20 protein-coding genes are annotated in these 20,972 nt (G+C 57.6%); 10 read left to right on the top strand and 10 right to left on the bottom strand.

All coding sequences use genetic code 11. The features are described from left to right. Positions 1-24: 24 nt before the first annotated feature. Together trxA and lipB are read left to right on the top strand one after the other, a co-directional pair. Positions 25-345, top strand: coding sequence for a thioredoxin (gene trxA / locus NW849_RS03350; RefSeq protein ID WP_011433516.1), 321 nt, complete (start codon positions 25-27; stop codon positions 343-345). A gap of 34 nt (positions 346-379) precedes the next feature. Then, positions 380-1,114: a lipoyl(octanoyl) transferase LipB gene (lipB, locus tag NW849_RS03345; RefSeq protein WP_414355903.1), complete on the top strand. Its 735-nt coding sequence runs from the start codon at positions 380-382 to the stop codon at positions 1,112-1,114. Here the strand turns inward: lipB and NW849_RS03340 are convergent. Together NW849_RS03340 and NW849_RS03335 are read right to left on the bottom strand one after the other, a co-directional pair. Further along, positions 1,111-1,560 (bottom strand): tetratricopeptide repeat protein, encoded by a 450-nt coding sequence (locus tag NW849_RS03340; RefSeq protein ID WP_414355902.1) that lies wholly within the window; start codon positions 1,558-1,560, stop codon positions 1,111-1,113. The two genes, lipB and NW849_RS03340, sit on opposite strands and share 4 nt — an antisense overlap. 291 nt (positions 1,561-1,851) lie before the next feature. Then, on the bottom strand, positions 1,852-2,433 hold the full coding sequence (locus NW849_RS03335) for a Uma2 family endonuclease (protein ID WP_011430559.1): 582 nt from the start codon (positions 2,431-2,433) through the stop codon (positions 1,852-1,854). A gap of 133 nt (positions 2,434-2,566) precedes the next feature. On the opposite strand from NW849_RS03335, the gene purB reads away from it, so the two are divergent. The 7 genes from purB to NW849_RS03300 all read left to right on the top strand — a co-directional run bounded on the left by purB (position 2,567) and on the right by NW849_RS03300 (position 10,834). After that, complete coding sequence (purB, locus tag NW849_RS03330; RefSeq protein WP_414355901.1) at positions 2,567-3,862, top strand: adenylosuccinate lyase; 1,296 nt, start codon at positions 2,567-2,569, stop codon at positions 3,860-3,862. Positions 3,863-3,871: 9 nt separating this feature from the next. After that, positions 3,872-4,852, top strand: a complete 981-nt coding sequence (locus NW849_RS03325; protein WP_414355900.1) for an aspartate carbamoyltransferase catalytic subunit — start codon at positions 3,872-3,874, stop codon at positions 4,850-4,852. A gap of 508 nt (positions 4,853-5,360) precedes the next feature. Further along, positions 5,361-6,422 carry a phosphate ABC transporter substrate-binding protein PstS gene (pstS, locus tag NW849_RS03320; protein ID WP_414355899.1) on the top strand — a complete coding sequence of 354 codons (1,062 nt, stop codon included), beginning with the start codon at positions 5,361-5,363 and terminating at the stop codon, positions 6,420-6,422. A 241-nt stretch (positions 6,423-6,663) separates the two neighbouring features. After that, the gene (gene pstC, locus NW849_RS03315; protein ID WP_414355898.1) at positions 6,664-7,554 is read left to right on the top strand and encodes a phosphate ABC transporter permease subunit PstC; all 891 of its coding nucleotides are present in this window, start codon (positions 6,664-6,666) and stop codon (positions 7,552-7,554) included. A 38-nt stretch (positions 7,555-7,592) separates the two neighbouring features. After that, complete coding sequence (gene pstA / locus NW849_RS03310) at positions 7,593-8,486, top strand: phosphate ABC transporter permease PstA (RefSeq protein WP_414355897.1); 894 nt, start codon at positions 7,593-7,595, stop codon at positions 8,484-8,486. A gap of 70 nt (positions 8,487-8,556) precedes the next feature. Then, on the top strand, positions 8,557-9,354 hold the full coding sequence (gene pstB, locus NW849_RS03305) for a phosphate ABC transporter ATP-binding protein PstB (protein WP_414355896.1): 798 nt from the start codon (positions 8,557-8,559) through the stop codon (positions 9,352-9,354). A 112-nt stretch (positions 9,355-9,466) separates the two neighbouring features. Then, on the top strand, positions 9,467-10,834 hold the full coding sequence (locus NW849_RS03300; protein WP_414355895.1) for an FAD-binding oxidoreductase: 1,368 nt from the start codon (positions 9,467-9,469) through the stop codon (positions 10,832-10,834). A gap of 158 nt (positions 10,835-10,992) precedes the next feature. Here NW849_RS03300 and NW849_RS03295 read toward each other — a convergent pair whose 3' ends face one another. From NW849_RS03295 to NW849_RS03285, 3 genes are all read right to left on the bottom strand, one after another. Continuing rightward, positions 10,993-11,427, bottom strand: coding sequence for a DUF29 domain-containing protein (locus NW849_RS03295; RefSeq protein WP_011433505.1), 435 nt, complete (start codon positions 11,425-11,427; stop codon positions 10,993-10,995). 331 nt (positions 11,428-11,758) lie between these two features. Beyond that, entirely contained in the window at positions 11,759-12,814 is a 1,056-nt protein-coding gene (locus NW849_RS03290; protein WP_414355919.1) for a permease, read from the bottom strand. Positions 12,815-12,893: 79 nt separating this feature from the next. Further along, a complete protein-coding gene (locus tag NW849_RS03285; RefSeq protein ID WP_414352130.1) occupies positions 12,894-14,030 on the bottom strand; it encodes a citrate synthase in 1,137 nt (378 codons plus the stop codon). A gap of 314 nt (positions 14,031-14,344) precedes the next feature. Between NW849_RS03285 and NW849_RS03280 the strand changes: the two genes are divergently transcribed. Beyond that, on the top strand, positions 14,345-14,836 hold the full coding sequence (locus NW849_RS03280) for a hypothetical protein (protein ID WP_414355894.1): 492 nt from the start codon (positions 14,345-14,347) through the stop codon (positions 14,834-14,836). A 338-nt stretch (positions 14,837-15,174) separates the two neighbouring features. On the opposite strand, the gene sppA is transcribed toward NW849_RS03280, so the two are convergent. The 5 genes from sppA to NW849_RS03255 form a co-directional block, all read right to left on the bottom strand. Then, entirely contained in the window at positions 15,175-15,987 is an 813-nt protein-coding gene (sppA, locus tag NW849_RS03275) for a signal peptide peptidase SppA (RefSeq protein WP_414355892.1), read from the bottom strand. A gap of 74 nt (positions 15,988-16,061) precedes the next feature. Next, positions 16,062-16,766: a 3-oxoacyl-ACP reductase FabG gene (gene fabG, locus NW849_RS03270; protein ID WP_414330883.1), complete on the bottom strand. Its 705-nt coding sequence runs from the start codon at positions 16,764-16,766 to the stop codon at positions 16,062-16,064. 105 nt (positions 16,767-16,871) lie between these two features. Beyond that, positions 16,872-17,720, bottom strand: a complete 849-nt coding sequence (gene rsmA, locus NW849_RS03265; protein WP_414355891.1) for a 16S rRNA (adenine(1518)-N(6)/adenine(1519)-N(6))-dimethyltransferase RsmA — start codon at positions 17,718-17,720, stop codon at positions 16,872-16,874. Positions 17,721-17,795: 75 nt separating this feature from the next. Beyond that, positions 17,796-19,541: a sensor histidine kinase gene (locus tag NW849_RS03260; RefSeq protein WP_414355890.1), complete on the bottom strand. Its 1,746-nt coding sequence runs from the start codon at positions 19,539-19,541 to the stop codon at positions 17,796-17,798. A gap of 44 nt (positions 19,542-19,585) precedes the next feature. After that, entirely contained in the window at positions 19,586-20,719 is a 1,134-nt protein-coding gene (locus NW849_RS03255) for a PIN/TRAM domain-containing protein (protein ID WP_414355888.1), read from the bottom strand. Positions 20,720-20,972: the final 253 nt, after the last annotated feature.

Below are 20,972 nucleotides of genomic sequence, written 5' to 3'. Positions count from 1 at the left end.
TTCAGAACACCCTTGGAGTTTCCTATGGCGCACAAACAGCAATTCAAAAGTTTTGCCGACATGATTCAGGGATCCAAAACCCCGATCCTGGTGGATTTTTATGCTTCCTGGTGCGGCCCTTGTCAGGTTATGGCGCAAGTGTTGGAGCAGGTAAAACCTCAGGTGGGGGATGCGGTTACTTTTGTGAAGGTTGACACCGAAAAGTACCCAACCATCGCTGCTCGCTGGGGCATTCAAGCGGTGCCAACGCTGATCCTCTTCAAAGATGGGAAGCCGATTGACCGCATTGAGGGGCTGTTGCAGCCGCGGGCCCTGTTGGAGCGGTTGCGGGCGCAGGTTAACTAAACCTGTAAGCTAGGTGAACTTTTCTGGATCCCCCGTGCAACTGCCGCTTCTGCAGGTTCACCTGCCGGGTGAAGTGCCCTACCGCACTGCCTGGGCTTGGCAGCAGGCAAGACTGGCCCATATGATCCGGGATCCCCAGTTGCCGGACGGATTACTGCTGCTCACCCATCCTGCGGTTTACACCTTGGGGGCAGGAGCCGATCCCAAGTTTCTCAAGAGCCTTTCTCAGCCGATAGGATCCCCGGCTATCCACCCGGAATCTCCTTCTGAACAAGAGCCGGAAATCCTGCGGGTGGAGCGCGGCGGCGAAGTGACCTACCATGGGCCGGGGCAGTGGGTGGGCTATGCGATGCTGAACCTAAAGCGCCACCGCCCAGATCTCCACGAGTACCTACGCCAGCTAGAAGAGGTGGTCATCCAGACCTTGGCCCACTTCGGCCTACAGGGGGAGCGGATCCCTGGCTTGACAGGAGTTTGGGTGCAGGGCCGCAAAGTGGCGGCCATCGGCATCAAGGTTTCCCGCTGGGTGACCTACCATGGCTTTGCCTTGAATGTCTGCCCCGATCTGTCGGCCTTTGAGGCGATTGTGCCCTGTGGGATCCCCGGCCGACCTGTGGGATCCCTGGTTCAGTTTTGTCCCCGAGTAACGATGGCGGCAGTGGCCCCGGTGGTGGTGAAGTCCTTTTGTCAGGTCTTTGGGCTGCAAGCTCAGGAAGTTTCCTTATCAGAGTGGTTGGGAGAACGCAAGTCTCTAAAGACTCAAGGCTAATCCACCCCCAACTGGCGCAGCAGTTGTTGCGTGATGGTTCGGTCGGCAAAGTTGCCACTCTTGGAGAAGAGAGCCAACGCCTGGCGAAAGTCGGCCATCGCCGCTTCTCGATCCCCCAGTTGCAGGTGGGCCACGCCGCGGCTGAAGTAGGCTTCTGGGATCCCTGCATTCAACTGAATGGCCCGCTCCGCATCGGCCAGAGCTTCTTCCGGCTGGCGCAACTGGTTGTAGACGTAGCTGCGGTTCACATAGGCCGGCGCATAGGTGGGATCCAACTGCACCGCCCGATCCAGATCCGCCAGGGCAGCTACGGGATCCCCCCGCAGCAACTTGAGGGATCCCTGCCAGTTGAACTCGGAAGCGGTGTTTGGGGCCGAGGTCTTCTCAGGAGGAGGTGGGAAGGCAGGCAAAGAGATGGCAGGGGCAGGAGCGAGGAATGCTGCCAAGAAACCTATCAGAGCTATCCTTCCCCATCGACACTTGATTGTGCTCCGCACCGCTAATGACGTCCTCTTCGGATCCCGAACTAGTTCAATATAGACCGTCGGCGAGAGGGGCAACCCCCTGCACTTAACTTGCAAGGGGTGCGGGGAGCTACAAGTTCCGCGCTCTGGCGGGAAAGTCAGGGTCGAGATACCGACTCCTCTGCCAAGTCGTTCTGTGACGCGGGGCAGGAATGCCCAATGGCAAGGTTGGGAGGCCCAAGCTCTATTGGCTAGAGTGAGGGCGGGGGGATGTTACAAGGAAAGCTTCTGGAATAGATGAGCCACCGGCAGGGCAAATCCTGGAATAACCTCTTCACCTTCTAGAAGATCAACCGATTTCAGGAGGCGGTCAGGCTCTTGAGAGCTGCGATACACCAGGACGTAGTGCTCGCTGGGGTGAACCAGCCAAACCAGGCGGCTGCCATTTTCAAAGTACTCCACCAGCTTGTCATGAATTTCTTCAACCGTATTGCGGGGGGAAAGCACTTCAACAGCCAGATCTGGAGCGCCTTCCAAAAATCCTGTGGGCAGTTCAGCCATGCCCTGCAAGCGTTCTTTAGCAAAAAAAGAGATGTCAGGGGAGCGCCAATTTCCACTCTTCATCTTAAAAGCAGTGCTGGAATCTAGAACGATCCCCAGCTTGTTGGACAAAACGTAGGGGGTCAAAGCTGCCAATAGGAGGCTGCAGACATAACCATGGAGTGCCCCCGCGCTTCCCATATCAATTGGCTTCCCATCAACAATCTCGTAGCGATGTCCCTCCCTGGACAACGCCATGAATTCTTCGGCTGTCCAAGCTCTTTTTCCCTGAGTTGGCACAGCTCCGACGGTCATCTGCAAACTCCTTGCTGCTCCTTCGACACCGCAAGCCAAGCCCGCAGGGATCCCCCAGCGGCTTTTCCTCGAGGGGGGACGCCAAAGGCTAAAATAGCCTAGCTCATCCTACTGTACCGACGGAAAAGGCACCTTGATCGAGCGCTACACTCTGCCCGAAATGGGCCAGATTTGGTCCACTGCCCACAAGCTCCAGACCTGGCTGCAAGTTGAGCTGGCCGTCTGTGAGGCGCAAGCGGAGCTGGGGCGGATCCCGCAAGAAGCCCTGCAGGAGATCAGAGCCAAAGCCGCCTTTGACCCGGCGCGGGTTTTGGAAATTGAGGCGGAAGTGAAGCACGATGTTATTGCCTTCTTAACCAACCTCAACGAGCACGTGGGCGAGGCAGGGCGCTACATCCACCTGGGCCTGACCAGCTCGGATGTGTTGGATACGGCCCTGGCCCTGCAGCTTGTGGCCTCGGTGGAGATCTTGCAAGCTCGCCTGGCCGACCTCATCGCTGCTATCCGCGACCAAGCTCGGCAGCACCGCTACACCCTCATGATCGGCCGCACCCACGGTGTTCACGCCGAGCCGATTACCTTTGGCTTTAAGCTGGCAGGGTGGCTGGCCGAGTGCCTGCGCCACCAAGAGCGCCTAGCTCGCCTGCGGGAAGTGGTGGCGGTGGGCAAGATCTCTGGCGCCGTGGGCACCTACGCCAACGTGCCTCCCCAGGTGGAGCAGTTGGCCTGCGCTCGCCTGGGCCTGAAGCCCGATACAGCCTCGACACAGGTAATCTCGCGGGATCGCCACGCTGAATACGTGCAAACCTTGGCTTTGATTGGCTCTTCGCTGGAGCGCTTTGCTACCGAGATCCGCAATCTGCAGCGGACGGACGTGCTGGAGGTGGAAGAATACTTTGCCCCCGGCCAAAAGGGATCCTCTGCCATGCCCCACAAGCGCAACCCCATCAAATCTGAACAGCTAACCGGGATTTCCCGCCTCCTGCGGGGGTATACCCTTCCGGCTCTGGAAAACATCCCCCTTTGGCATGAGCGGGACATCTCCCACAGCTCGGTGGAGCGGGTTATCCTGCCCGATGCCTCCATTCTCTGCCACTACCTGCTGGTGAACATGGCCGACCTGGTGCGCCACCTGCAGGTTCACACCGGCAACATGGAGCGCAACCTCAACATCTATGGCGGCGTCATCTTCAGCCAGCAGGTGCTTCTAGCCTTGGTGGAGAAGGGCTTGAGCCGGGAGGAAGCTTACCGCCTGGTGCAGGAAAATGCTCACCGCGCCTGGAACCAGCCCGGCGGGGATTTCCGCGCCAATCTGCTGGCGGATCCCCGAGTGATGGCCCACCTGAGCGAGGCAGAACTGCAGGCTTGTTTTGATCCGCGGCGCCACCTAACCCATTTGGACGAGATCTTTGCCCGCCTGGGCATTTGAGGATCCCCTATGGCTTGGCAGCGGCAACATGTCCTGGGCTTGGCGGACTTTACCCCCGAAGAATATCAAATCGTTTTGCAAACCGCTGCCAGCTTCCAGGAGGTGTTGACGCGGCGGTTGCCCAAGGTGCCCACCTTGCAGGGGAAGGTGGTGGTGACGCTGTTCTTCGAGCCTTCCACCCGCACCCGTACCAGTTTTGAGCTGGCGGCCAAGCGCCTTTCGGCCGATGTGCTCAACTTTTCCCCTGGCACTTCTTCCTTGAGCAAAGGGGAGACGCTCTTGGATACGGCCCGCACCTTTCTGGCCATGGGATCCGATCTCTTAATCGTTCGCCATGCCCAGGCAGGAGTGCCCCAACAATTAGCTGCCGAGATCGACCGCCGCGGATCCCCTGTGGGCGTTCTCAATGCTGGGGATGGACTGCACGAACATCCCACTCAAGGCCTGCTGGATTTGTTTACCCTCTGCAGCCATCTGGATCCCCGGCGTCCCCGTCTGGAGTTGCTGCAAGGGATCAAAATCGCCATTGTCGGCGATATTCTCCACTCGCGAGTGGCCCGCTCCGATATCTACGCCCTGGTGGCCGCCGGAGCTGAGGTTCACTTAGCCGGCCCTCCCACCCTGTTGCCCAAGGATTTTGCCCAGTTTGTACCCGGCCATACGCTCCCTGTCCATTGGCAGCTAGAGCCTGCCCTCGAAGGGTCGCGTTTTGTTATCACCCTACGCCTGCAGCAGGAGCGCATGGGCGAGTTCCTTCTCCCCAGCTTGCAGGAGTACCATCACTTCTTCGGCCTCACGCGGCAACGACTGCGCCTGTGCCACCCGGATGTCAAGCTTCTGCACCCCGGCCCGGTCAATCGCGGTGTGGAACTCAGCTCCGAGGTGATGGAGGATCCCGGCTTGAACCTGATTGAGCAGCAGGTCACCCACGGCGTGGCGGTGCGCATGGCCCTGCTGTACCTCATGGGGGGCGGGCGGATCCCAGCTTAGAGCCCAGATCTTTCTCTGCTCGGGGAACATGTAGAGCTGCCCCACGTCTAGAAGGTTGGAGTCTATCTTCTAACCAATTCTCTCTGCCAAAAGCCGAAAGAATCTCTGGGCGGGGCTTTTCCCGCCCTGCTGAAATCATGTCCAAGCTTGCCGAGAGGTGAGCAACATCTTTGTCTCAAATTTTACACATCTTGGATCTGGATCGAGTTTTTTTGCAGCCGTCTAAGCTTAGCTCTTATTCAAGTTGTGTCCGTTTGATTGGTTGTCAAATGAGATAGAAGTTCAGCAGTATAAGCCTTTTCGCGGATCCTGGGCTCCAGGATCCTGATTTTGCTGAAATCCAAACTGGCCAAAACCACCAGATGGAAAATCGAGGTTTGGAAACGAGCCAGCACACTCAAAAATATCGATTTTTCTCTTGACTTAACCCAAAGTTAACCTTTAGATATCCCTCCGTTAACTTTGAGGTTATAGGGTTGAAGATGTTGATTTGCCACAGATATTACCTATGCGAACCCTGCTTTCTGCTTTCTCCCTCACCGCTCTAACAGTAGGATTTCTAACAGCGACCTCGGCTCAAGCCCAAACCGTGCAAATCTCCGGGGCGGGCGCGACCTTTGCGGCTCCTTTGCTGCAACGTTGGTTTGACGCCTACAACCGCACCGTAGACCCCACTGTGCAAGTCAGCTATCAGTCTGTCGGTAGTGGTGCTGGCCTAGAGCAGGTGATCAATGGCACTGTGGACTTCGGCGCTTCCGAGGCGCCTTTCTCCGGTGCTCGCCTGGAAAGCTTCCGAGCTAAATACGGCTATGATCCCCTACAGTTGCCTCTGGCGGGAGGGGCCATCGAGTTTGCCTATAACCTGCCCGGCATTGAAGACGGAGAGCTCATCCTGAAGCGGAAAACCTACTGCGGCATCGTGACCGGCGAGATCACTCGCTGGGACGACATTCGCATCAAGGCCGAGAACCCAGGTATAGCAAACAAGCTGCCACCCCTGGACATCACCTGGGTACACCGCTCTGATGGTTCTGGGACTACCTTTGTGTTCACCAACCACATCAGAACTGTCTGCCCTAATTGGACAGCCGGTGCTGGTACTTCTGTCGAGTGGCCTGTTGGCATTGGAGCCCAAGGGAATGAGGGCGTAGCCGCCACCATCAAGCAGGAGCCAGGGGCAATTGGCTACGTGAACCAGTCCTATGCCAAGCTGGAAAAGATGGCCACTGCTCGCTTGGAAAACAAAGCGGGCAACATTGTTGAGTTCTCCACCGAGGCAGCTACCTCGGCGCTGGATGCTCCCATTCCTGATGACTTTGCGCTGTTGGTGCCCGACCCTGAAGGGCCAAATGACTACCCAATCGTGGGCTTGTTCTGGGTGATGCTGTACCGCGAGTATCCCGATCAGCAGAAGCTGACCAAGCTGGTGGAGACTCTGAAATGGACCCAGGGGCCGGAAGGTCAGGCCATTACCCGCGAGCTGGACTACATCCCCATGCCTGAGGCGGCTATCCAACGGATCTTTGCCGAGCTGGATGCCATTACCGTTAACCCCAATGCGGTGCGATGACCGGGGTGCAGCCTGAACTCCACTAGAGTGGAGCTGGTGGCCGGCTGAGGAGGCAGATGAGGCTTTCTCGGTCGGCTGCTGGGCTTACCTTGCACGGTGGGATTTTTAGGAAAGATTTTGAACCGAAGATGATCATGGGAGAGAGGCTATGACTTCAGCGGCTACGGGTTATGGTTCACCACCAAACCCGGATATAGATGTTGACATTGAGAAAAAGGCAAGCCCGTCCCGGGCTGTTGATGTGGGTTTTGTCCGCCTGACGCTGGCCTTGGCAGGGTTTGCCGGCATTATTCTCATCTGGTTGATTCTTCAAACCACCGAAGCGGCTCTGCCGGCGATCCAGCAGTTTGGCTTGGGCTTCCTGGTTACTGCCCGCTGGAACCCGGTGGAAAACATCTACGGGGTGCTGCCGCAGATTTATGGCAGTCTGGTGACCTCTCTGGTGGCTTTGATTTTTGCCATTCCTCTGGGCATTGGCACAGCCATCTTCCTGACGGAAGGCTTTGCTCCCAAGTGGGTAACGGCGCCGATTGGTTTTGCCATTGAGCTGATCGTGGCCACTCCCAGTGTGGTGCTGGGGCTGTGGGGGATCTTTGTGCTGATTCCAGCAGTGCGGCCCATCTTTCGAGCCATTAACCAGACGCTGGGTTGGATCCCTTTCTTGAGTGGCCCGGCTCCGCGGGGGCCCAGCTTGTTGATAGTGGCTATGGTGCTGGGGATCATGATCTCTCCCATCATCATCTCCATTACCCGCAGTACCTTTGAATCTCTGCCACGCAGCCTAAAAGAGGGGGCTTTGGCTCTGGGGGCAACCCGCTGGGAGACCCTCTTAACGGTGATGATCCCTGCCGGCCTGTCGGGTATCGTCAGCTCGATCATGCTGGCGCTGGGGCGGGCCCTGGGAGAGACCATGGTAGCGGCCATGCTTTCCGGCAACGCCAACCGCATCAATATCTCCCTAATGCAGCCGGGATCCACCATTACCGCCTTGATTGCTTCTCAGTTTGGGGAGGCAGGACGCTTGCAGGTTTCGGCTCTCATGTATGCCGGCGTGGTGCTGATGGTGCTGACGTTATTGGTCAACATCGTTGCCGAGATCATTATTCGCAAGTTTCAAAACTTGGAGCAGTAACTTCGGAAGCAGAAAGAAGATGAAGGAGCACTGTTATCATGTCCGACTCAGCACAGCTTGCCCCTGAGAAGGTTGACATCGACATTACTCGTGCCGCCATTGCCCCTGTCCGCAATTACACAGGCATTGTCCTAACCCTGCTGAGTGGCCTCTTTGTGGCGGTGATCATAGCTTCCCTATCTTGGGTGCTGTGGGATGTGGGCAAGGAAGGCATCCAGCGGATAAATTGGGATGTCCTCACCCAGACCCGCTACCCCGCCCCTGGCCTGGCGGAAGGGGGCTTTGGTCACGCAATTGTCGGCAGTTTAATGGTGCTGGCTACGGGGGCGGCTTTGAGCTTTCCCTTCGGCATCTTGGCGGCAGTGTACTTGTCTGAATTCGGTCGCGGCACCCGCTTGGCTTATCTGGTTAAGTTTTCCTGCAATGTGCTCACGGGGGTACCGGCCATTCTCTGCGGCCTGTTTGCCTATGCTGTGGTGGTGAGGGGATCCGGCTTTTCGGCTTTCTCGGGAGGGGTGGCTTTTGGCGTGCTGATGCTGCCGATTGTCATCCGCTCCACCGAGGAGGCGTTACTGTTGGTTTCGCCCGACATGCGCTTGGCTTCCATTGGCCTGGGCTCAAATCGCTTTCAGACCACAATGCGCGTCGTTTTGCCGGCAGCGGCACCGGCCATCGTAACCGGGCTAATCCTGGCTTTGGCCCGAGCGGCAGGCGAGGCTGCACCTCTGCTCTTTACCGCCTTCAACAACAATTTCTGGTCCAGTAATCTCTTTGGCCCGGTGGCTACCTTGCCGGTGATGGTCTACTTTTTCTCCATCATTCCCTACAGGGTGCAGCAGCAGCTGGCCTGGGCGGGCGCTTTGGTTTTGTTAGCCATTGTTTTGGCGGCCAGCTTGACCGCTCGCTTTTTGGTGTACAAGACCAGGAAATAGCCTGAGGATTCTCAACAAAGTCTTGAATCGAACTCTTCGTCGAACTCTAGCTCTTTTTGTGAGTGCTGCCATGCAAACTCAATCTCTTAACCAGACCTCTTACGTTTTCAGGACCGAGAACCTGAATGTTTACTACGGATCCAACTTGGCGGTGAAAAATGTCACCCTGAACATTCCGGCCCGGCAAATTACTGCGTTTATCGGCCCTTCCGGCTGTGGCAAAAGCACGATTCTGCGCTGTTTTAACCGCACCAACGATTTGATCCCCGGTGCTCGTGTAGAGGGCAAGCTCACCTACCACGGCAAGGATCTCTACGCCAAAGAAGTCGATCCGGTGGCGGTGCGGCGGCGTATCGGCATGGTCTTCCAAAAACCCAATCCCTTCCCCAAAAGCATTTACGACAACGTGGCCTACGGCCCGCGGGTGCTGGGGATGAAGGTAGACTTGGACGAGGTGGTGGAAACCTCGCTGAAACGGGCTGCCCTCTGGGATGAAGTCAAAGACAAGTTGAAAGAAAATGGTCAGTCGCTGTCGGGAGGGCAGCAGCAGCGCTTGTGTATTGCCCGCGCTCTGGCGGTACAGCCGGATGTGATTTTGATGGATGAGCCCTGTTCGGCACTGGATCCCATTTCCACCCGCCGTATCGAAGAGCTGATGAAGGAGCTGGAGGAGGAATATACCATCATCATCGTCACCCACAACATGCAGCAGGCCAGCCGCGTCTCGGATATGACGGCTTTCTTCAGTGTGGAGCTGGTGGGATCCAACCGTGTGGGCGAGCTGATGGAATTTGACAGAACTGAAGTCATCTTCAACAGCCCCACCAAGCAAGCCACAAGAGATTATGTGGAGGGCCGCTTCGGCTAATCGACCTGGCCGGACAGGGATCCTTCCCATACTGTTCTCGGCAAACCCTTTTGCAGGCAATTTCTGCCGATGATGGAGTTTGAAGAACCGTTGCACCCAAATACGGATACCTATGATCGTTGCCGCTCCTGACAAGCTGCAGGCTTTGCGTTCTGACTTAGAGGGTATTGAGATCATCACTGATCCGGCTCAGGTGGCCAAGTTGTCGTTGGATTTTTACCACTACAGCCCCGTGCTGAGCCGACAACTGAGCGACAAGCGGGGAGATTTGGTGGTGCGCCCCGCCGATGAGGCCGAGGTGATGCGGGTGGCAGCGGCCTGTGCCAGGCTGCGGATCCCGGTTACGGTGCGCGGTGCCGGTACCGGTAATTACGGCCAATGTATCCCGCTGGCCGGGGGTGTGATCCTGGACATGGGCAAGCTCAACCAGGTGCTTTGGGCAAAGCCGGGCTTGGCGCGGGTGCAGGCGGGGGCCAAGTTGATGGCCATCGACAAACACACCCGGGAGATGGGCTGGGAGATCCGCATGGCTCCTTCCACCTATCGCACGGCCACCATCGGGGGGTTCATTGCTGGCGGCAGTGGTGGCATTGGCTCTGTGACTTACGGCCAACTGCGGGATCGGGGCAACATCTTGGGGCTGCGGGTGGTCACCCTGGAGGAAGAGCCCCGGGTGCTGGAGCTGCGGGGAGATGAGGTATTCAAAGTAAGCCATGCCTGGGGCCTCAATGGGATCATCACCGAGGTGGAGATCCCGCTGGCGCCTGCTTATCCTTGGGCGGAGCTGGTGGTGGCCTTTCCCCCTGAAGTGGGCTTTATGCCCTGTGCCCATTTTGGCCAAGCCCTGGGAGATGCCGATGGGATCCTCAAGAAATTGGTCAGCCTGCACGCTTGGCCGATCCCCAGCTACTTTGCACCGCTGCGGGGTCATTTGCCAGAAGGATCCGCTGTGGCCCTGTTGATGGTGGCCGAATGCAGCCTGGAGCCGCTGTTGGAGCTTGTCCGGGAACATGGGGGCCAAGTGGTTTACAACAAAACGGCCCAGGAGGCCAGCAAGGGGATCTCGCTGGGGGAATTTTCTTGGAACCACACCACTTTGCACTGCCGCAGCGTGGATCCCAGCCTGACTTATTTACAATCGGCTTTTCCCGCCGATCGGGAGCTGAAGCTGGTGCAGCACATGTACGAGTATTTTGGCGACGAAGTGCTGATGCACCTGGAGTGGATTCGCATCAACGGGCAAGCTACCCCTGTCGGCCTGCAAATTGTCCGCTTTACCACCGAAGAGCGTCTAAACGAGATCATGCGCTACCACGAAGAGCAGGGAGTATTTATTGCCAACCCCCACACTTTCATCATCGAAGACGGCGGGCGCAAAGTGATGGATCCGCGCCAGATTCGTTTTAAAGAAGAAGTGGATCCCTATGGCCTGCTCAATCCGGGCAAGATGCGCACCTGGCAGGAGCGCGCCTCTGCTTGAGGAATAGCAACAGTAGCACAGCAATTGGCCTTGGTCTATCTGTATTGCCCATGTTTAATCCCTGATGGATTGTCTGGGCAGGACAACACCAGTCCAAAGCTCTACAGTCAGTACTGTGGGAATGCTGTCCACCGTTAAATGCTTTATGGTGTGGACTGTCAAACTTCCGGCAGCCAGTCCTCTGCAAGCACCAACTCTGGAGAGTAGGGACAGACATCTGGAAATGTCGAGATTTCTATCCCCGTTTGCCTGGCTGCTTGGCGGCGCGCCCGTTGATAACTCTCTTCAAGTTGCTCTACCAGATAACCTTTTAGGCTAGGGCTATCTTCTATGGCCAATCCGATTTGGGTTCGCGCATCTGTAATGGAATCTAGCCAGCTATCTGAACGTCGCTGAGGTTGATATTGCCACTTGAGCAGATGCAGCAGAAGGCGAGTTAATTGACTGGTAATCCCTCGTCGTTCGCTCTTACCCAAATTCTCAACCTCTTCAATTAAGTGTGTTAGGTCAATTTCATGCCAGCGCCTTTCCCGCAATAGCCGGGTTGTTCGGTCAATCCACAAGTTAAAGTCTGTCGAGTATAGATTGCTCATAGCTTTGTCCTGCTGAAAAATAGGGTCGCGATAATTATGAAATCCAGACTACGTCCTTCTTGAGTTTACTACAATAAAACCTGTAACACCTGAGTTCTCAACCGTCTGGGAGCAGAGCACTCTGGTGATAAACCTTATCCAGGCAACTCTTTCTATAGTCATTTCGATTTAAAGCAGGACACTGCACCCACACTTAAAGTGCACCGAGCCAGAAGGCTGTTCTCAATAGCCCAGGCGTCTTACCCTAAACTGAAGCAACTATATTTGACGAATATTTGACGGAGAGTGGATGGAGAGGGTGTCCCTGTGGAGAAAGGTTCAAACAAACGCTTTAACTGCCATAGTAGTTGATAGCTAAAGCTCCCACCAGAGTAAGCTGAAAGACCAAGATCACGAAGTAGAAAATGGCGCGGGGCTTGAACAGAGTGAGCATCAAGCCTATGGCTTTCAAGTCTACTATCGGCCCAAACACCATAAAAGCCAACAGGGATCCCGGCGTGAAGGTGGCGGCAAAGGAGAGGGCGAAAAAGGCATCCACCGTCGAGCAGATGGAGATGATCCCGGCCAGGGCCATCATGATCAGGATTGAGAGCAATGCATCTTGGCCATAATCCAGCACAAACGAACGCGGGATCACCGTTTGAATCAGGGCCGCCATCGCCGAGCCCAAGATGAGCACGGATCCCAATTCGCGGATCTCCCTGGCCCAGGTCTGCAGCAGGAGAACTCCTTTTTGTCGCCTGGAGGGAGAAGGCGCAGCGGCCAGAGCAGAGCGATACACATCTTCAGCCGTTTGTAAAGTGGCCAGGGATCCGCCAGAGGCCCCTTGAGCAGGGCTCTGGGATCCAATCCAGAAGGTGCCTCCCCGCAACAACGGCGAGCAGGAAGTGCTTTTCGGATCCGTCTCTTGGGAGCAATTGCGCTGCAGCTCCCGCCAGACTGACGGCTGCAACAGAGGCTGGAAATCCTTTTGCAGGCTGAAGATCAAGCCGACGACAACCGCAATGCCGAAGGAAAAGAGAACTCGGTAGATCACCAGCTCCGGCATGGAGCGAAAGGCAATCCAAGTGGAAAAGATCACCACCGGGTTAAACACCGGCGCCGCCAATAAAAAAGCCACCGCCACGTGGGGTGGGATCCCTTTGATCACCAGTTGACGGGCCACCGGCAGGTTGCCGCACTCGCACACCGGGAAAAAGAATCCTAAAGCGCCACCGGCCACCGCGCTGCCGATTTTGCCTTTGGGCAGGAAACGGGCCAACTGGGATCCCTCGACAAACACCGCCAGCAGCCCCGATAGAAACACCCCCAGCAGCAGAAATGGCATGGCCTGCACCACAAGGCTCAGAAACAGGGTGAATCCGTCTCGCCAAAGGGGAGAGTCCAAGAGGCTCAACACACCACCTCACGCACGACTTGGGCCTTACTGAGTTTGGATCTCGGCCCAGCGCCCTGTCAAACGGCTCTCAACCCCGCTCTTCTATAGGGATGTAGCGTTGCTGGCGTTCACCTGTGTACACCTGGGTGGGTCGGAAAAGCCGATTATCGGACAACTGCTCCCGCCAATGGGCCAGCCAACCCGCCGCTCGGGCAATGGCAAACACCGGTGTAAACAAATCTTCTGGGATCCCCAGCTTGGCGTAGACCAACCCTGAGTAGAAGTCCACATTCGGGTAGATCCCCTTCGGCCCTAGCAACTCCTCACACACCCGCTCCACCTCCAGGGCAATGTCGTAGTACTTGTCGTGGCCGTAGCGCTCAAATAGCTCTTCGGCCAGCCGCTGCAGGATGGTGGCCCGCGGATCCTTCACCTTATAAACCCGGTGACCCATGCCCATGATGCGCTGTTTTTTGGCCAGCTTCTCCTCGATAAACGAGCGTACATTTTCCACCGAGCCGATTTGCCGCAGCAGCATCATCACCTGTTGGTTGGCCCCCCCGTGCAACAGCCCCGAAAGGGTACCCACCGCCGTGGCCAGGCTGCTGTAGGGGTTAGCCAGCGTGGAAGCGCTCACCAGAAGGGCAAACGTAGAGGCATTGACCGTGTGCTCGGCGTGCAAGATGAGACAGGTATCGAAAATGCGGGCCAACCAGGGATCCGGCTTCTTGCCCGAGAGCATGTATAGGAAATTGGCAGCATGATCCAGGTTGTCGTCCGGGGGAATGGGATCGTTGCCCTGTCGCATCTGGTGGAACATCGCCACCATGGTCGGCAGCTTTGAGAGCAACCGGGTGACGGTGCCGAACACATAGTCGGGATCCATCTCCCGCAGCGGGTAAAACAGCCCCAAGCCCGCCACACAGGTTTGCAGAGCATCCATCGGGTGGCCCGACTCCGGAAACGACTTGATCATGTCGCGGATGCGGTATTTCACCCGTCGATGACTGCGGATCGCCTGGTCAAAATTGTCCAGCTCCGACTGGGTCGGCAGCTTGCCAAAGATCAGCAGGTAGGCCGTCTCCAGAAAGGTACTGTGGGCGGTTAATTCCTCGATGGGGATGCCCCGATATTCCAGGATCCCCGCCTGGCCATCGACAAAACTAATGTTGGAGCGTGTGGCCGGAACGCCTTCCAACCCAGGTCTGTATTCGCCATCCGCCATAGTCGGATTCCTAAAGTGCTTCCTAAATGATGAATCAAGGGTTGCCAAAGGTGCCTGGAACCCAACCCCTTGCTCCCCTCGGGCAGTACTGACCCCGCTTCGCTACAGTAAAGCAAATTTTGGATCCCTGTAGCCAAATGCTGCCCCTGTCATCCTTCACAGAGAGCCAGGCTGGGATCCGCCTTCTATCTTGCAACAGCTCCCGCTGCCCGACGCAAAAATTGTTGCTATGGTGAGAACTGCGCCCGGCTTGAGGGATCTTGGCGCCTGCCGGAGCCGTGAAAGTTCGCTCCCCCGCTTGGAGATCGGCATCGATGTCGGATACTGCTCAAACTCACCTTGGCTCCAGCCCAGTGCAAGGACTGGAGTACGTGGTGCTGGGAGTGGCCACTTGCTTCCAGCAGGATCAGGAAGGTCGCCTGGTAGAGGTTTTGGTGGCCGAGCCGGTGCCTGCTGCCGATTTGGACTGCCTAGCCCAAGAACGCCGCAGCACTTCCTATGTTCTCCTCTACGCCACAACCTACGCCGAGATCGTGAACAACGGGATCCCCACCTTGCCCACCGATGTTTTCCCGCCGGGGGTGCTGTTGGGGGAAAACTTCGTGGAACGGGTGCAAGCAGCGGCCCGCACCTATCGCAACAAGCCCCAGTTTCGCCACATCCCCTTACACCAAACCTGCACTCCAGAGCGGGGGGTGTTCAGGCTCAATCACAGCGTTGAGCCGCGACGGATCCTCAATGCAGTTGTAGAGGTAAAGGATGCCGACAACATCAAACAGCACCCCCACACCCATCAACGGCTCTGACTCGCTGGGCTGTACGGTTGACATACTCCCCTGCCCAAAGGCAGGAGATTCTGGTTCCTGGTTCTGCGACAGCACTTACCGTATCGGGTTGCCCCTCTACGGCAGCGGTGCTCGTCTCCCCAGGCGTTTCCCCAAGCGCTACGCGCGTGCTGGCATCCAGGGCGGTTCCCTTTTGCCCAAAGGTACCGTTGCAAAGAACAACTACAAAGCCTATTGAGGCTGTATCCAGTCGTGAGACTGTTGGGTTTTTAAAGCGGTTGACTACCCTGCCGCTGCGGGTAGCACAGCACAAAGCCGCCCTAGTCGCGTCAGCGGGCCGTAGGCCCTAGGGCGGGGCTTTAGACCCAGTTTTTTTGGTAAAGCCACAGGGGCAAGCCCGAGGTGCTCACTTCAAACTGCAGACGGGCCAAGGCTTCTGCTGCCGGCAAAAACCGAGACCAACCTCTGCGCCGGGGGAGCAGGTCGTAGAACTTCGCATCCGTCGGCAAACCGGCCAGCTCTGCCGCCCAAAGGCGGGCATCTTCCTCTGTGCCCAAGCGATCCACCACACCCAAGTGAAGGGCCTGCTCTCCGCTGAAAATGCGGCCATCGGCAAAAGTTTTGACCACATTCAAACTTAACTTGCGGGCAGCGGCAACCGTCTGCACAAACTGGCCGTAGGTGATGTCGATCAACTCTTGCAGGATGTTTCGCTCTTCTGGGGTCAGCTCGCGATCAAACGAGAGAATATCTTTGTAGGGGCCAGACTTAATCACCTTAAATGAAATCCCCACCTTATCCAGGAGGCGTTCGATATTGTTGCCTCGAATGATCACACCAATGCTACCGGTGATTGTTCCTGGGTTGGCAACAATTTTTTCGGCTCCCATGGCAATATAAACCCCCCCAGAGGCAGCAATGTTGCCAAAGCTGGCGACAATACGGGTGCCCTTTTTCTCTCGCAAACGCAAGAGGGCATTGTAGATTTCTTGGGAGTCGGCCACCGTCCCGCCTGGACTGTCGATGCGCAGCACCACAGCAGGGATCTGGTTTTCTTCCACCTCTTTCAGGGCCTTGAGAACCCGCTCGCGAGTTTTGCCATCAATGGCCCCTGCCACCTCAATGCGGCCGATTTGCCGGCGCAAGCCACCCAAGAATAACCGCTTCAGCATGGAAAAGAACTGGATAGGGATAAGTGCATATTCTGTATCATGAATGGCGGCTCATGGCTTGGTCAACCAGTTGCCTAGACGTTGCCATACACCGGGATCACCGCCCCTCGCAGATCCCGCGCTGCTTCTGAGACCAAAAAGGCGATCACCTGCCCGATGGACTCTGGCTTGACCCACAGCTTGGCTCGCTCGGATCCCATGGCAGCTCGGTTGGCCGGCGTGTCGATGATGCTGGGCAGGATGACGTTGGCCGTGATGTCGGTGCCTTGGGTTTCGGCGGCAATGGTGCGGGTCAGGGCCACCACCCCTGCTTTGGAAGCGCAGTAGGCGGCCAATTGCGGGCCCGGCTCCACCGCTCCTCGGGATCCCACCGTTACAATCCTCCCATAGCCCTGTTGCCACATTCTGCGCAGGCTGTGCTTGCAGGTCAGGAATGTGGTGGTGAGGTTGAGGTCGAAGTCGCGATACCAGTCCGCCAAGCTGTACTCGTGGGTGGGGCCCATGGCAAAGCCCCCCACCAGGTGGATCAGCCCATCCACGCGGGGTAGGTCGGCAATGACGCGGGCAACCGCTGCCTCATCTGTTAAATCCACTTGCACAAAGCGAACCCGATCCAGAGCATTGGCCGGCAGGCGCTCCCGCAAAATGGTGAGATCTTTTTCTTGTCGATAGGTCAAGGTCAGCTCTGCTCCGCTGGCCAGCACCACGGGAACCACCCCCAAACCCAGCCCGCCTGTGCCGCCGGTCAAGAGGATTTGCTTGCCTTGGTTGCTTTGCATGGATGCACCTGCATTGGCGAAAGGGATCCAGAACAAGATCGGGAAGGGACTTCAAAAACCCCAGAGGATGTTTGGGTTCGTCCAACTGAGCTTCCCTCTCTTACCCTACCCTGGTTCCTGCCCCTCTTGAAGAACAACAGCCCTTTTGGGCGCTTTCTCCAGCAGCAGGTCGCTCAAGGCCAGCCAGTGGGGCAGGGCCAGCTCTTCGGCGCGGGCATCGGGGTTGAGGCGGAGCTGAGCCAAAGCTGCTGCGACCACCTCTCGCTCCACCAAGCTTCCCAGGGCATTGACGAGCTTCTTGCGGCGGGTGGAGAACCCCTGCCGGAGGAGTTGGTTAAACCAGCAGGGATCCCGGACGGGGGTGGGGGCGGGGCGGGGGGTGAGGCGAATCACAGCAGATTCCACCTTGGGGGCGGGCTTGAAAGCGGTGGGGGGCACCCTGCAGATCAGCTCGCAATCGGCCAAATACTGCGTCCGCAGGCTCAGAGCACCATAGGCTTTGCTGCCGGGGCCGGCCTGCAAGCGCTCGGCCAGCTCTTTTTGCACCAGAAGGACAATGCGCTCGAACTGCCGAACCGGCTGGGCCGGGGATCCGAGCACCTTTTCCAAAATGGGGCCGGTCAGGTTGTAGGGGATATTGGCCACCAGCAGGCGGGGTTGAGGAGGCAGCGGCAGGCGGAGAAAATCTCCCTCCAGCAGGTGAAAACGGGGTTGGCCGGCGAACCGTTTTTGCAGCAGTCGGCACAGATCCCGGTCGATCTCCACCGCCACCACCTGGACACCCTGGGCCAGCAATCGCCGCGTCAGTTGGCCGGTGCCGGGGCCGATCTCCAGCACCCAAGTGGGATCCGCCCCTCTCTCCAGATCATTCAACTGGGCAGCCCGCACAATCGCCTCGTGAACAGCGGGATCCTTGAGCCAATGCTGACCAAACCGTTTACGAGGATAGGGCATGGGGGAATGTTCGCGCAGTGCTGCGCCGCAACCGAGAGGTACCCAGAGCGGTTGAAGGAGAAATGGCCGGGTGGGTCATCGCTGGACTGAGTTGGGAACAGAAATCAAGGTGGGATCCGCATCCTCAGGTCTATCTCGGGCGGGTTGAGCAGGGAGCGCCTCTGGGTTCGGATCCCCGCTCAGGAGCGGCTTGCGGTAGAGGGGCACCGTAAAGGTGACGGTGGATCCCAGCCCTTCGCCCAGGCTGTAGAAATTGATTTCCCCTCCCATCGCCTCCACCAGGCGTTGGCTGATGGCCAGGCCCAAGCCCGTCCCCCCATATTGGCGGGTGGTGGAACCATCCACCTGCGTGAAAGCCTGAAACAGCTTCTGCTGCTTTTCCAGCGATACCCCGATCCCGGTGTCGATGACGCGGATGCGGGCCAAACCCGGGTTGCCGGGCAGGATATCCGCTCGCACGGTTACCGAGCCCTTGGGGGTAAACTTGATGGCATTCCCCACCAAATTGAGCATGACCTGCAACAGGCGTTGGTAATCGCCCAAGAGCAAAATCTGATCTGCAGTGTTGGGCAAGTGAAAGCTCAGTTGTAAGCCCTTCTGGCTGGCCTGCAAGCTGGTCTTGGCCTCCACATCCTTAAACAAGGCTCGCAGGTCGCAGGGCTGGAACTCCAACTGCATTTTGCCCGCCTCGATCTTGGCAATATCCAGCACATCGTTGATTAGGGCCAACAGGTGCAGGGCAGAGCGATAGGCCTCCTGCAAGAAGTCCAGCTCCTCTTCGCGGTTTTCGGCCATCCCGTCCAGCACCAGCTTGATAAAGCCGATGATCCCGTTGAGAGGGGTGCGCAGCTCGTGGGAGGTGTTAGCCAAGAATTGGCTTTTGAGTTGGTTGGCCGATTCCGCTTGGGCACGGGCCTGCTCCAGCTCCTTATTTTTCTGGCGCAGCGTCTGGTTGGCTAACTGCAAGCGGGTTGCCAGTTGGCGACTTTGATCCAGCAAAATGGCGTGGGCAATGGCTGCGCCCAGGTAGGTGGCAATGCTCTGGAGTACCTGAATGTGGCTTGGCTGCCAAACAGGAACCCTGTTCGGATCCAGCATTTCCAGCCAGAGCAGGCTGTTGGCGTAGCCCTGGTAAGACATGGCAATGGCCAGATGTCGCCCCGCCTCCACCGGTTCTTCCTGTCTGAGGGCCTGCAACAAATGGGGGTAATCTGCCAGCTTCAGGGTCTGGTGGAGCAGGGAGGGATCCCCAGGGTGGCAGCGATACTCGGCATTGACCGTGAGGGAGTCCTGCCCCACCTCGTAGAGGGCCATTAGGCAGCGGTCTACCCCAAACAGTTGCCCCAACTGCTCCACGGTCTGCTGGCACAGTTGCCGGATATCGAGGGAATGCCGGATGTTGCGCACCAACTGCGTCGTGATCCCCTGTACCGGGTCGGCCAGGACAGGATGGGGCTGGCTGTTGGGGCTGCTGGCTCCTCCGGCCAGCGCAAAAGGCGTGGCCCCCAGCAACTTGCCCACCACCGAAATCGCCGCCACCTCCCCTTCCGTGTCCCGTACAGGGTTGAGCGAAAGATGGAGATGCAACTTGTAGCGGGGCGAGAGCACCTGGCATTCGTAGGAGAGGGGATCCCCGCTTGCAAAGACCTGGTTGAGCTTGGCTTCGTACTCTCCAGCGTTGGCCACCTCCCAGATTTGCTGTCCGCTCACGATGTGCTGAGGGTGGATGCCGTACTTCTCGGCATCTTCCCAGTAAAAACTCCAGAAGCGCCTCTGGCGATCCTGCGTGTAGAACATCGGAGTGGGTCGGAGGGCGCCCATTTGGGATGAAGCCACCATTGCGCTAGGGGAACGTAGGCCAAAACTCAGGTTTTTCCAGAGGAAGCCGGGCTGGCCGGATCAGAGGCCGGGCGGGTTAGTGGGGCAGAGTCCTTGTTGAGGCGGGCGAAGATCATGCGGCCTGCTGAGGTTTGAATGGCGCTGGTCACAACCACAGAGCGGGTTTTGCCCACAGAGCGCTGCCCTTCTTCCACCACCACCATGGTGCCGTCTTCCAAGTAGCCTACCCCTTGACCTGGCTCTTTTCCTTCGCGGGTGATCTTAATATCAAAGCTGTCGCCGGCAACATAGATGGGCCGCAGCGCCTCGGCCAACTCATTCACATTCAGCACCTTGACCCCCTGCAGAGCCGCCACCTTCTTCAGGTTGTAATCGGTGGTGAGCAGCGTTCCCCCCACGGTTTGGGTGAGGCGCACCAGCTTTTCATCGACAGTGGTCAGATCTGGATAGTTGGCTTCGTGAATAACGAAACGATCGGGGTAGGCTTCTCGTAGAGCCTGCAGCGTATCCAAACCTTTGCGGCCCCGCTCTCGTTTTTGGGCATCGGCCTTGTCGGCGATGGTTTGCAATTCCGTCAGCACAAAGCGAGGAACCACCAGGGTTCCTTCCAAGAAGCCCGTCTCGATCAACTGGGCCACTCGGCCATCGATGATGGAGCTGGTGTCCAAAACCTTGGCCGTGGCAGCCACCACATTGCCCTCCGCCCAGAGGGCTGCTTGTAAAGCATAGTTGGGGTTAAACAGCCGCAGCAGCGAGGGGCCGTGGGTATCGGCCAGGCTGACCCCCAGATAGGCAAAGGCCAAGCTGAAAAAGACCGAAGCCAGTGGCTCGAGGAACCTATTGAGTTGGGGAGGCAGGGGCAGCAAGTACACAGGAGCCATGGCCAGATTGGCGATCACCAAGCCGATCACCAACCCCACCGAGCGGCTGATCAACACGTCCGGCGGCAGGGAGCGCACATTGGCCTCGAAGCGACGGTAGCTCCAGCGCACCAGGGATCCCAAAGCCAGTCCTGCCAGCACGCCAAAGCCGCTGGTGACGACACGGGCTCCTTCCACATTGGCCCCCTGAATGGCGGCAGGAGGGAGCAAATCCAGGCCGTAAAACCCGAGACCAGCCCCGGCCAACATGAAGATCGCGATCAGTAAAGCGTCTAGCATAAGAAAAAAGACGGCCCTGCTGAGTGGGTGATGCTGCTGGGAATAGGCAAATCTGCTTCCTACTCATTCTAGTCGTCTGGTGTTGGAGGGATCCGGACAACCAAGCCAGCCCTCCCCCAGAAGGATTCAGACTATGCTGAAATCATAGCGATCCCTTGCCAGCTTGAGGGATCTGTGGAGCATGCCTCTAACCCCCAAAACCCTGAACTTTGCTGAATTTACTGAGCTTTAGGCGGTTTGGCAAAAGTCATTG

It is taken from the genome of Synechococcus sp. R55.3 (assembly GCF_047461975.1).
Lineage (GTDB): Bacteria > Cyanobacteriota > Cyanobacteriia > Thermostichales > Thermostichaceae > Thermostichus.
Note: the sequence above shows the minus strand (reverse complement) of the source record. Positions and strands in the feature narration are given on the sequence as shown.

Excerpts from the sequence above, each read along its gene's own strand:
- NW849_RS03285 (WP_414352130.1), bottom strand. The coding sequence starts at position 14,030 with ATGGCGGATGGCGAATACAGACCTGGGTTGGAAGGCGTTCCGGCCACA.
- trxA (WP_011433516.1), top strand. The coding sequence starts at position 25 with ATGGCGCACAAACAGCAATTCAAAAGTTTTGCCGACATGATTCAGGGA.
- pstB (WP_414355896.1), top strand. The coding sequence starts at position 8,557 with ATGCAAACTCAATCTCTTAACCAGACCTCTTACGTTTTCAGGACCGAG.
- fabG (WP_414330883.1), bottom strand. The coding sequence starts at position 16,766 with ATGCAAAGCAACCAAGGCAAGCAAATCCTCTTGACCGGCGGCACAGGC.
- NW849_RS03300 (WP_414355895.1), top strand. The coding sequence starts at position 9,467 with ATGATCGTTGCCGCTCCTGACAAGCTGCAGGCTTTGCGTTCTGACTTA.
- NW849_RS03335 (WP_011430559.1), bottom strand. The coding sequence starts at position 2,433 with ATGACCGTCGGAGCTGTGCCAACTCAGGGAAAAAGAGCTTGGACAGCC.
- rsmA (WP_414355891.1), bottom strand. The coding sequence starts at position 17,720 with ATGCCCTATCCTCGTAAACGGTTTGGTCAGCATTGGCTCAAGGATCCC.
- NW849_RS03260 (WP_414355890.1), bottom strand. The coding sequence starts at position 19,541 with ATGGGCGCCCTCCGACCCACTCCGATGTTCTACACGCAGGATCGCCAG.
- pstA (WP_414355897.1), top strand. The coding sequence starts at position 7,593 with ATGTCCGACTCAGCACAGCTTGCCCCTGAGAAGGTTGACATCGACATT.
- NW849_RS03280 (WP_414355894.1), top strand. The coding sequence starts at position 14,345 with ATGTCGGATACTGCTCAAACTCACCTTGGCTCCAGCCCAGTGCAAGGA.
- NW849_RS03325 (WP_414355900.1), top strand. The coding sequence starts at position 3,872 with ATGGCTTGGCAGCGGCAACATGTCCTGGGCTTGGCGGACTTTACCCCC.
- NW849_RS03295 (WP_011433505.1), bottom strand. The coding sequence starts at position 11,427 with ATGAGCAATCTATACTCGACAGACTTTAACTTGTGGATTGACCGAACA.
- pstS (WP_414355899.1), top strand. The coding sequence starts at position 5,361 with ATGCGAACCCTGCTTTCTGCTTTCTCCCTCACCGCTCTAACAGTAGGA.
- sppA (WP_414355892.1), bottom strand. The coding sequence starts at position 15,987 with ATGCTGAAGCGGTTATTCTTGGGTGGCTTGCGCCGGCAAATCGGCCGC.
- NW849_RS03255 (WP_414355888.1), bottom strand. The coding sequence starts at position 20,719 with ATGCTAGACGCTTTACTGATCGCGATCTTCATGTTGGCCGGGGCTGGT.